Below are 11928 nucleotides of genomic sequence, written 5' to 3'. Positions count from 1 at the left end.
ATAAAGGATCTAGAAGCTAATATCTTAGAATTAAAAACTACCCTTAAGGTAGAAACAGAAAGCTTTAAAACAGAAATAGATATTATTAATATTGAAAAAGAGAACTTGATAAAAGAGAATGAAGAAATATCCGAAAGAGCCAGAATGATAGAAAATAGCTTTTTAGATAAGGAAAGAACTATTAAAAGCCTGGAAGATAAAATAAAAGAACTGGAAGAAATAAGAATAGAGAATAGAGAACTTGCTAGAGAAAATAAGGAACTAATAGCCAAGAACAACGAAGTTATTAATGAGAAGATAAATATAGAAAACGAATTAAAGCATAGAGAAATCATTAATGATAGATTGGAAAAGGAAAGTTCAGAAAAGTCACTTGAAATAAAAGAATTAAATTCTAAGATTCAAGATATAATCAATGAAAAAGAGAAGGAAAAAGCACTTGAAATAAAGGCTATTAATAATGAGTATAAAAAGGAATTAGATTCTCTTAATAATGAACATAGAAAAGAAATAGATATAATAAAAGATGAATACAATACCAAAATTCAAGAATTAAATGAAAAACTTACTACATTACAAGTTGAATTACAAATAGTAAGAAGCAACACTGCAAAAAAAGAAGATGAGTAAATTCATCTTCTTTTTCTTTAAATAATGCCGATACAATAGCATTACCATACCTTCAAAAGTCTGTTAAAAGGCAAAATAGAGCCTCATTTTTTCCGTAAAAACTGAGAATTATTCAAAGTCAACCTCATCAAGTAAGGAAAGTGAAAAGTCAATATTCTCATAGTCATTTTCAGATATTCTTTTAAGTTTTAAAAGTAGACCGTCAATTAAATTTATAATTTCCTTATCATCCTGGTACTTATAATTAGACTTAATTTCTTCAATAGTTTCTTTTAGGCTTGTTTTTCTATAAGAATCTAATAAAGTTATTTCTTCAACGGTAAACATAATCACACTTCCTTTCAATTTTCAAGGGGGTATCAATTATGATATTATCATAATTGATATTAATGTAATTTAATCAATTTATTTTAATTTAAGTAAATATTTTTCACCATTAAATTTAAAATTGACTTCTTCTGCATCTCCAAATATTTTAAATACAAGAACACCTATAGGGTTTTCTACCTGAATATATTTATTATCCATGGAGTTATGTAATAGAATTACATTATCATCTTCATTATCTACTGCCTTAATATTCATTTTAGGAATAACTGAATCACGCTGTAATATTTCATTCTTATCAGGATTATAATCAAGTGTTAATAATAGATAACTATCTCTTTTACTAACCTCAGCTTTTGATCCCTGAAATCCAATATCGAATCCCAATTGGGTACTGTCAACTGTAGTATTATTGATTTTTTCATATATATTTACAGAATCTTTTATAGCATCATTTTCCGATTTGATTAAATAATATTCTAATACTTTAAAAGAGAAATCACCTGCTTCTACGACTGTATCTTTTAATAAAGGAATACTCTGATCTTCTTCTTTTTCATTACTAATATTATCATTGCCACCAGAACAAGCAGTTAATAAGAATAATAAAATTATCAATAATAAAGTAGATGCTTTAAATTTCTTAAACATTGAATTTATCACCCTCCTATTATAATAAGTTTTAATTTTATAATTACAAAACATTAAGATTATAAAATTATTGTATTATTTAGTTGCATAGTTTATTAAGAATATGCAGTATTCTATTTCCATCTATTTAGATGACACATCTAATATTATCCCTTCTACCGCATTTACGTTTTTAATATCACCCCTATTAATTCCAAATAGACATATTCGAGTTGCCATATCGTCAGTACCCTCTTCAGGAACTGTGCGTTCCATGAAGAGTTTTAATATATCTTCTTTAAGTTCGGCTCTATTCACAATAAGCTTAACTGAGCCACTCCCTTCGCTTTTAACATAACCATATACAACACTTTCCTTAAAAAAATCATCATCGTAATTCTGTTGTAATATATCTTGATCTGCTGATTGTGCAGGATGATTACTAAGGAACTCTTCTAAATCATTTAAGTTATTTAGCAATATTGGAGTGTCATATTTATAACCTTCCTTCCAAATTGCACGGTATTCTCCACTAACTAAGTCCAATTCAATAGGAAATTGTTCAGTAGGTACATTCTCAATATTTAGGCCGTTATTTGTTACTTCATTGTCATTTGGATTAATATGGTCTTCTAATTCAACATGAAAAATTGATTTACACCCTGAAATAGAAAATAGGATTAACATAATAATTAAAATTAAAGTTGCCTGTTTCATGTATTCCCTCCATAAAATTTGAAGTGATTTGCTATTTCGCATTAATATACTGATGTACATTAAATAACAAACTATAATTATAATATTATTCAATTATAATATTTATTAATTTCTTTCCATATCCTTACTTGTTCTTAAATCCTTACCTTGATTACTTTTATCAGCCTTACTCTTAGCAGCTTCAATTTTTCCTCTTAGAGATTTCTCTGTATTCCTTCCTTCCATTACCTTTTCTTTTAATGTTTCTTTAATAATATCTTCTATTTTTTCTGCTATCTTTATATCCTTATCATATTCTTTAATAAGCTTTTCAGCAATAGCTTCAATATTTTTAGCTAGATACTCTCCGTCACTTTCTTCAATTTTATCAAAATAAGTAGCCTCTTTAATCTGCATATTTATTATTGTCCTTATTTCCTTATCATCCAATATATCAATATAATTGGATTGATTATTTTTATATAATAATTCCCCTATTTTTTCTTTATCATTAATATCTACTGCGATAATATTTTTCTGCTTTAGTTGATCTGAAACTTCCTTCATATTTTTTAATACTATTTTATTTAAATCCTTATCTACTCCATATATCCTTATATCTTGAATAAATGCATTTTTTATTTCCTGATGGCTATCTAATAAATAAAGATCATTTCCCCTATATCCAAAATCTATTAATTTTTCTTTTTTCCTATTTCCATTTATTTTTTCTCTGATTATTTTATTTAATTCATTTCTATCAAAATTATCAAATCTTTTCTTATCCTCAATCCAGATACCATAAGTAATTTTTTCATAAGTATTTGCTAAAGTATCTATTTTTACTTTTTCATTTCCCTTTATCATATAGACATTAATATTAGTCTGATTAAGCATCTTATCTGCATCATCTTTACTTATATAAAAAATATCATTTTTCTTATAACCAATATCATTTAACCTTTCTTTATTTAATCCATATAGATAATCATCAAGTTTTATTATGCTTTTTACTTTTAATCTTTCAGCATTTAATTTATTTTGGTGAATTGTAAAATCAAAATAATCCTTTATAAGATCCTTTGTGTCCTTTATTTCTCCATAATCTCTAATAATATCATTTTTATTATTTTTAAAACTTTCTACATCAAAAATAATCTTATTATCATTAACAAAAGTTACTTCTATTTTTTCTATTTCCTTTTCGTTAACCTTAATATCTTCCAGGGTTTTTTGATAATCTATTTCATAAATATTTCCTAATATCTTTCCTTCTTCTTTATGAGTTATTTCTACTGCATAGGTGGATACATCACTATTTTCATAGGACTTCCATGTAATATTAGCCTGGGTATCTTTAATATAGACTTGTTTCTGTTCAAATAACCAGGTACCCGCTTCTCTGGCCATAAAACAAAAATAATCATTTTCTTTGGAACTAGCCAAATCTAAAATATCATAAGTAATATCTGATTGATAATGGTCTACCTTTAGTTTAACAATAGACCTTAATGCTTCCAATAAATCTACATTTATTAGGGCCTTCAAATAGTTCACCACCTTTGTAAAATTATAATTTATTAATTATAAGTAATCTTAATTATTTAGTTTTAAAATTATTTAATTCTTATTGTTCGATTAACTACATTTTCTTTAATTCCTTTTCGACTATTATAATTGGTGCCAGCATAAATATTAACCCTATATACATATTAATCTGAACAAAAGTTTCACTCTCTATAGGCAATAATAGCCTAGTTAATAATACTAAGATTAATAATACCCAGCCCCATTTAAACCAAAGTTGACCCATTCTTTTATTTGCAAAATTCCATTTTTCTTGTGATGACATTGATCTTCTAGTTCTATATCCTAATATATAATTAATAGTCTTTGGTGGATGTCTATAAAACAAATATCCTAAAATTATCATCATTAATGGTATTATAATATCAAATAACCAATATAAATCATTCATCTTGTTTCTCCCCTTTTATAAACCTAGGTTTATATTTTATATCTATTTGTATAGCTATTAGGTTAAATTCTTGATTCGTTGCCTTTTTAATTATATAATTACTTAATTTCTCTCAATCTCTACATTTATTTCAGGCTTAATATCTTTATTCACCTTATCAGCCTTTTCTTTGGCCTCTTTAATTTTTTTACTTAATGGAAGTTTTTCTATATTTTCTTCCTTAATTCTATCTAAATCAACTTCTCCATCATAAAGACTTATCTTTAAGTTGTTTTCCCTATTTCTTTGTAGTAGTAATAATTCCTTCTCTACATTTGATATTAAATCATGGGCTGTCTTTTGTATAGTATCTAAGGATGATTTAAGCTGAGTTAATTCTTTATCCTTGCTCCAACCTCCAACATATCCAAAGCTATAGCTTGATGTATCTATTCCTAAAACATTAGATACAACATAGGCTATACTTTCAGCTTCTACTTCCCTAGTAGAACTATCCTTTTCTTTGTTTTTAATATCAGAATGAAGAATTGAATGGGCTATTTCATGTATTGTAGTTTTAATTATTTGTGCTTCCCCTAAACCTTCTTTAATAGCTATTCTTTTATTGACTGGATCACAATATCCATTGGCACTAGATTTTATATCCTCATATTCAATAGGAAATTCAGATACATTTTTGAGAACTAAAAATAAATCATCAAAACCTTTAACTTCCTCAGTAAGTTTTGTTGCTAATTCTGGTAAAGGCTCTCCATTGGTTTGAGATATATCAAATACATAAACTACTCTGAAATAATTTTGAGTTATTTCCTTTTGTTCTTTTTCCTTTGTACCATCATTATTTAATATAGGTTTTTTAGTTATAGAATCTATTTTATCAACTTCTACTATTTTTTTATAAGGAGCAGGAGCTAAAATAGCAATTCCTTTTTCCCCCTTACTTACAAATCTCTTAAAGTTATTTTTCCAAGAATTAAATCCAGCCACCTTTGTAGCATCTGGTTTTTGTAACAAAATCAGCCCTATATTATTAGAACTATAATTATGAAATTTACTCATAACATTTAAATAGTCTTTATATTTATCACTATTATATAAGTCTTTAATTCCTTCTTCTAATTGTTTAGTGAGTTCTTGAACCTTATCTTCTTTCATCCTAATCACCTCTATTAATTAGAAATCATGGCTTCTTCTTATCTTCTCTTATGTATTTATAAATAGTTGAAGTAGCCCATCCAGTTTTTTCACTTATTTCCCCAATAGAATATCTTCCTTTTTTATATAGTTTTAAGACTTCTTTAACTTCATTATCAGGCTTTCCAGGCCTTCCCCCTGCTCTACCTTCTGATTTAGCAGTTTCTATTCCTATCTTAGTTATTTCCTGTAATACACTTCTTTCCATATCACCTAAAATACACATAAGATAAAGAAAATATCTGCCTATATTTGTGGTAGTGTCTATATTATCTTTTATAACTATCAGATTTATTTTTTTAAGAGAAAAATATTCTGCCAGTTCTTGTAGTCCCTTTATTGTTTTTCCAAGCCTGTCTAACTCATAAACTACTAATGTATCCCCTGTTCTTAGTTTTTCAATTAGTTCATCTAATTTTGTATTTTTAGGATTCTTATTATATGAGTATTCTATATAGATTTCATCAACACCATAGCTTTCAAGTGCATCTATTTGAAAATCCATGTCATTTTCATCCATACTTTCCCTTACATATCCAAATTTCAAAATAGCACCACCTTTAATTTCACTTTATTTCCTTTACAAATTTTGTTTCCTTATCCCCACCAAAGATTAAGTCCTTCTCAATAAATATTAAATATATCTTTTTTTCTTTTTCTTCTATTTTATATTTTATTTCCTTCTCTTTATCAAATAAGGTTTTAAATATTAAAACATCTTCTTCAACTTTCCATGTACCTTCCTTATCATAATAGTGAGTAGACTCATATTCTCCATTTTCTTTTAAGGTAAGAGTATCTCTATCTTTATCAATCCAAGTTCCTACAAGTATATTATCTTCTTTTTTACTACAAGCCATTACAGTAAATAGCTGAAGTATTATGAGTAAAAAAATTAATAGCTTTTTCATGGTTTTCCCCCCAATTTAACTTTTCATTTCTCTTAATAAAGCCAATACCTCTGATATAGGCATATCTATTTCCTTTATTACACCTTTAATTTCTAAAACTTTGATTTCTTCAATTTCTTCCTCTAATTTTTTTATCTTCTCTTCATCTTTTTTAATTCGAGTCCTTAATTTTTCTATCTGTTCTTGTTTTGCTAATATCTTCTTCTCCATCTTTATCCTCCTATAAAAAGTTTATTGGATTTATTAACTTTCCGTTTATTCTCACTTCTAAGTGCAAATGAGGACCTGTTGATCTTCCAGTATTACCCACCCTTCCTATATAATCTCCGCCTAATATAGGTTGCCCCTTTGAAACTTCAAGGGAGCTACAATGTGCGTATAGAGTAATCATTCCACCACCATGATCTATAATGATACAATTTCCATAGCCACCATTTACACCTGCAAAAATAACTACTCCATCTTGAACAGCATATATAGGACTTCTATCATTTCCTGCTATATCTAAACCACTATGAAACTTTCTTTCATTTGTTATAGGATCTGTCCGATAACCGAAATTTGAACTAATATATCCCACTCCATTTGTAGGATGTATAAATTTACCACCATATTCTTCTATTTCTTCTTGTGTTAAGCTAGGCATACTTGGATAATAAAGTTCATTTGTTACTATTAAATCAGGATACATTTCTGTTAAGTCAGCCAAAGATAATGTTATAGCCCACTCCTTATTAGTTTCATCATAGTTTAAAGTATCAACAACATCTTCAATAGAAAAATTTATTAAATCTACTATTATTCTCTTTTTTTCTACTACAAAATCTACATACTCTTCAAGTTCTGAATCATAGTAAGATTCAACTTCTTCATAAATTTGAACTTCTGTATCTAAAGAATAAAACATTTCATATATATCTTTTGCAAGGGGCATATCCTTAAATCCAATATCCTGTTGAGTTTCCACAGCTAATATTGCTAACACATCCTTTAGCTCAACAAGTACCATATCATCATTTAAAATTAATACATCATCATAATAACTGTAATATCCTTGAATAGTATTATTTATTTCTTCACTCCAGGTATTAATATTATCTTGAAGCTCTTCAATAAATTCCACTTCTGCTATTGGATATGAGGCTATGGCTGTTGAAGTGGGGAAAATAGCAGTCACAGTAGATATAATTATTAATATTAAGGCCAAAGGAATCATTATGCTTATAATTCCCTTTAATACCATTGGGTTAGATAGAATTTTAAAAAACTTATTAAATTCATAAGCTACCTTTTGTGTAGCCTTTTTTCCTATTTGATAAGTTCTTTTAGCTGTTTTTGCAGTAGCCTTTGTAGTACCATAAACACCTTTTACAACTCTAGTTCCTAGAACTGTAGCATCCTTAGTTTGAATAGCAGCTCTTATTCCTAAATCTTGATTTCCTTGTAATTCAAAATTAGTCACACTGGTTTTTATAAAGCCTTTTCTATCTATTAATACTCTTCCTGCTTGAATAGCTTTATCCTTGGTATTTACTACAGTTTGAATACCAAAATCATCACTATTTCCACCTTTAAAATTAATAATGGCATCTTTAGTTGACCTAGTTAGTGTAGATTTTAAATTAATATTATCTATTTTTTCTTTTTTTAATAAATTAATAGCTTTTACACTTGTATATCTTCCTAGATTTCCACCTAGTTTTAAAGTTTTTTCACCAGATATAATTCCTGACTTTGATAAATTAATTGAAAAGTTTTCATCACCATCACCCATGTTTTCAGCAAATCTACTTCTTATATATCTATTTTCTAGGGTTCTTGTAGTAAGATTTTTTTCAATAATTCCATCAGGTCTTATGGTTCTTTCTTCATTCCTTCCTTCAAAATTACCTCTTCTTTTTTCTTTCTTTCCTCTATCCTTTAGAAGATTAGTACCATCTCTATCAATAAGTTTGGATATATTGTTATCTTCATGTCTATTCTCATAATAAATCATATCCTTTGACTTTAATTTTCTTAATATAAAGGAACCGGCCTTTCCTGTAGATATAAAATCTGTGTCATGTTTTCCGTGATTTTTCCCATAATTTGCTATATTTTCAGGAGTTGGTTGTGTATTTTCTTCATGTATTTTATAAGAGGGAATTTTACTATCTTTATTTCTATAGGAAGTTACCCTATCTATATTTGATTTTTCATTATTTAATAATGATTTGATTTTTTGCTCAGTAAAATTAATACTTTCAGAGGAATCAATAGTATTTTTATTGCTATATCTACTTTCTCTATATCTTATATTTTCTGTATTACTTTTATCTTCAGAAATATTTAGTCTTATTTCTTCATTCAATGTATATTTTTTGGTATCTGATTCTCCATAAGACTTAACCCTATCTATTTCTTCTTTATTATAGTCTGGTTTTTGGCTTTTCTTTTCCTTATAATTATTTCTATAAGAAATTTCTTCGTTTTTATTGTATTTTATTTCATCATATTTTCCACTATGAATTTCTCTACTTTTATAGTTATTACTTTTTAATTCTCTACTAATATTTTCAGGTGTTTTTATAGTAACTTCTTTTCTATAATCATATCCTTCTTTAATATAGGTTTTCTCAATACCCTTTTTATCTTCTTTTATGACACTATCAATATTACCACCATAATTAGTGGTACTATTTTTAATTATATTATCCTTAGAAGAATTATAGGGCTTTTTCATAACTCTCATCCTTATCTAATCTTATTTCATCAGGTTTCGTAGTCATCATCCTATAAAGGTTCGTATTAGTTGGGAACTTGTCTATAAAAGGTATAATAGAATTCCCACTAAATAATAGTCCCTGCCCTTCATTTGCATTGGTAACATATCCTAGCTGTTCATTTGATATGTTTAAGAGTTGTGCTAATTCTAATCTATCAGTAGTTGCTTGATTCATCATTATTATAAAATCTGAGTTAGATAGCATTCTTCTTGCTAAATCTGAAATAAGAAGATCCTCAACATTTTGGGTAATTCCTGTTGGTATTGCACCCCATTTTCTTGCCCTTTTATATAGCTCAAATAAAAAATTCGCTGAATATTCATTTTGGAATAATAGATAAATCTCATCCATATAAATCCAAGTTCTTTTACCTATGGCTCTATTTTGAGTTATCCTATTCCAAATCTGGTCCAAAACAATTAACATACCCATGGTTCTTAGCTGTTTTCCAAGGTCTCTTATATCAAAACATACTAACCTATTATTTATGTCGATATTTGTCGGCTTAGCAAAAACTCCCAGACTTCCCTTTACATATAATTCTAGAGATAGGGCTATGGCTTCTGCTTCCTGTTCAGGTTGCTTTTTTAATACCTCGTAAAAATCCACCAAAGTTGGTACTGGATATTTCTTAGGATTTGAAAAATGTGGTGCATACGTTAATCTTACAGCTCTATCTATTATGGTTTTTTCAGATGCAGTAATTCCATTTCTCCCACCTATTAATAATTCACAAAGAGATAGTATAAACTCAGCCTTAAGAGATAAGGGGTCTTCATCATCAGCATAATTCATTGTTATATCCAAAGGATTGATATTTACATTACTTGCCGAAGATACATTTATTACTTCTCCACCAAAACCTTCTACCAGATAGGAATATTCAGATTCTGGATCTATAATCATAACTTCATCATCCGTATTAAGTAAAACATTTACCATTTCTCTTTTCGCAGTAAAAGACTTACCACTTCCCGGGGTTCCTAAAATGAATCCATTGGCATTTTTTAAAGTCTTTCTATCAAAGAAGATTAAATTTCTTGATAAAGCATTAAGTCCATAGTACATTCCACCTTTTTGAAATAATTCCTGGGTAGTAAAAGGAATGAATATAGCTGTACTTGCAGTTGTTAATGTTCTTTGAATTTCTACAAAATTATGGCCTAAAAGAAGAGTTGAGTTTAATCCTTCTTCCTGTAAATAATCAAGATAACCTATTTTACAATTATTCTTCCTTGCAGTAGAAAGAATTTGATATACATTTTCATCTAATTCTTCATCTGAATTAGCCGAAGTAAATATTAAAATAGTTGCCTTAAACATCCTTTGATTTTTATTTTGTAAATCATCCAAAAGTTCCTCTGCTTCTGCAAGGGAATATTTTAATTCATAGGGAATCATATCAGAATCATAACCTGATTTTTGAGCTTTCTTTTGTTCATCTATTTTTTGCTGTTCCATAAAAGAAATCTTTTGCTTAACCAGATCAAAGGCCTTGTCCTGTTCCACACTATTAATATGAAGGGTTATAGTCATATTTACAGGAATATCTGATAGTTCAGAAAGTAGCTTGTCTGATAATTCAGGAGGTAAATCCTTTAAATACATAACTCTTCCTATCTTTTCCCCAAATTCAAAGGTAGATTTATTCCTAAAATCAAAACTATCTGGTGCTATAAAGTCCTTAGTTTTTAAATCTGATCTTACAAGATAATCATATTCAAAATTTAATTTATCCGTATCTTTATTTAAAATCCCATGGAGTATTTCAAGTCTTTGGATCCCTGATAATTCTTCTGTATCACATCCAAGAGATTTAAAATTATTTAATATATCCATTGAAAGTCTACTTAGCAAAGGTTTAGAGGCTTCATAATCTTTTGCCATAGTACCAAATGTTATATATTTTTCCCTAATTACACTATTGTGGCCTTCCCTACTTTTTTCATAAAGCATTACATTATATTCATCTCGAAAATCCTTTAAATTATCTTCCTTATTTTTAAGTAGCATCTGATCTCTAAAATCATCTCTGTTTATAACCCTATTATTTATAGTAATCTGGAAAGGAATACTGGCGTCAAAATAATTAAGGAACTGACAATACTTAGAAAAAATATTCTCTTTTTCATCTCTTCTTGCTATTTGATAGTTTATATCTGAAAATTTAATTGTCTTAGTATAATATCCTTCTACAACTTCACAGATACCATCTTCAAACATTCTCTCAAATCTAATACTATCCTGAACAGATTTAGGAGACTTTCTTTTCTTTAGCTTCTTTTTTAATTCTTTGTTTTGCAACTTTGTATTGTTTTCTAGCTGTCTTAATCTTTCGCTTGATTTCTTTGCCCTTTCTTTTTGTGTCTTTTTTTCTGATTTCAAAGACTTTAGCTTCTCTTGTCTTTCCTTTTCTTCTTTTCCTTTTCCAAGTTTTTTTAGCACCAATTATTTCACCTTCCTTTCCTTCTATTTTTAATATACTTAACCCTGTTTTATAAATTCTCTTATTATTTCCAAGCTTTTGTCTTAAGATTATTACCATATATTTTTCAAAAGTAAAACCATCCTTTTTAAAAAATCCAAAGGCAAAAACAGGCATAGTAATTAAAATCACCACATAGCTGGCAACATCCTTTCCAAAAAACTTAAAGGACAGATAGTAGGATAAAAAACCTATGAGAGTTGCAAATATAAATGAAAATAGTTGCCTTATAGATAAACCAAAAAGTATCTTTTCCTTATATTCCGTTATTTCTTTAGGTACTCTAACTTCAAGGGAAATTTTAATCACCTC

General features: G+C 27.9%; 13 protein-coding genes. 1 reads left to right on the top strand and 12 read right to left on the bottom strand.

From position 1 onward, the window contains the following. On the top strand, window positions 1-630 hold a 630-nt coding region (locus FYJ83_RS19690), incomplete at its 5' end, for a hypothetical protein (RefSeq protein ID WP_229768575.1). Window positions 631-738: 108 nt separating this feature from the next. Here the strand turns inward: FYJ83_RS19690 and FYJ83_RS11980 are convergent. The 12 genes from FYJ83_RS11980 to FYJ83_RS11925 form a co-directional block, all read right to left on the bottom strand. Further along, a complete protein-coding gene (locus FYJ83_RS11980; protein ID WP_154440816.1) occupies window positions 739-957 on the bottom strand; it encodes a transposon-transfer assisting family protein in 219 nt (72 codons plus the stop codon). 78 nt (window positions 958-1035) lie between these two features. Next, on the bottom strand, window positions 1036-1608 hold the full coding sequence (locus FYJ83_RS11975) for a hypothetical protein (protein WP_154440815.1): 573 nt from the start codon (window positions 1606-1608) through the stop codon (window positions 1036-1038). Window positions 1609-1731: 123 nt separating this feature from the next. Next, a complete protein-coding gene (locus tag FYJ83_RS11970; protein WP_154440814.1) occupies window positions 1732-2304 on the bottom strand; it encodes a hypothetical protein in 573 nt (190 codons plus the stop codon). A 105-nt stretch (window positions 2305-2409) separates the two neighbouring features. Continuing rightward, entirely contained in the window at window positions 2410-3831 is a 1422-nt protein-coding gene (locus FYJ83_RS11965) for a hypothetical protein (protein ID WP_154440813.1), read from the bottom strand. Window positions 3832-3925: 94 nt separating this feature from the next. Beyond that, a complete protein-coding gene (locus FYJ83_RS20310; protein ID WP_154440812.1) occupies window positions 3926-4261 on the bottom strand; it encodes an SdpI family protein in 336 nt (111 codons plus the stop codon). 102 nt (window positions 4262-4363) lie between these two features. Further along, window positions 4364-5416 (bottom strand): ArdC-like ssDNA-binding domain-containing protein, encoded by a 1053-nt coding sequence (locus FYJ83_RS11955; protein ID WP_154440811.1) that lies wholly within the window; start codon window positions 5414-5416, stop codon window positions 4364-4366. A 25-nt stretch (window positions 5417-5441) separates the two neighbouring features. Next, window positions 5442-6002 (bottom strand): recombinase family protein, encoded by a 561-nt coding sequence (locus tag FYJ83_RS11950; protein ID WP_154440810.1) that lies wholly within the window; start codon window positions 6000-6002, stop codon window positions 5442-5444. Between the two features lie 19 nt (window positions 6003-6021). Continuing rightward, window positions 6022-6366, bottom strand: a complete 345-nt coding sequence (locus FYJ83_RS11945) for a hypothetical protein (protein WP_154440809.1) — start codon at window positions 6364-6366, stop codon at window positions 6022-6024. Between the two features lie 15 nt (window positions 6367-6381). Next, the gene (locus FYJ83_RS11940; protein WP_154440808.1) at window positions 6382-6576 is read right to left on the bottom strand and encodes a hypothetical protein; all 195 of its coding nucleotides are present in this window, start codon (window positions 6574-6576) and stop codon (window positions 6382-6384) included. A 10-nt stretch (window positions 6577-6586) separates the two neighbouring features. After that, the gene (locus tag FYJ83_RS11935) at window positions 6587-9088 is read right to left on the bottom strand and encodes a M23 family metallopeptidase (RefSeq protein ID WP_195837992.1); all 2502 of its coding nucleotides are present in this window, start codon (window positions 9086-9088) and stop codon (window positions 6587-6589) included. Further along, complete coding sequence (locus FYJ83_RS11930) at window positions 9072-11435, bottom strand: VirB4-like conjugal transfer ATPase, CD1110 family (RefSeq protein ID WP_229768578.1); 2364 nt, start codon at window positions 11433-11435, stop codon at window positions 9072-9074. The genes FYJ83_RS11935 and FYJ83_RS11930 overlap by 17 nt, the downstream gene beginning before the upstream one ends. Then, window positions 11386-11925 carry a PrgI family protein gene (locus FYJ83_RS11925; protein ID WP_154440806.1) on the bottom strand — a complete coding sequence of 180 codons (540 nt, stop codon included), beginning with the start codon at window positions 11923-11925 and terminating at the stop codon, window positions 11386-11388. Before FYJ83_RS11925 ends, FYJ83_RS11930 begins: the two co-directional genes overlap by 50 nt. Between the last annotated feature and the right edge of the window lie 3 nt (window positions 11926-11928).

Origin of the sequence: Tissierella pigra (assembly GCF_009695605.1) — a bacterium.
Lineage (GTDB): Bacteria > Bacillota > Clostridia > Tissierellales > Tissierellaceae > Tissierella > Tissierella pigra.
This window is presented reverse-complemented; position numbering and strand designations above follow the sequence as displayed.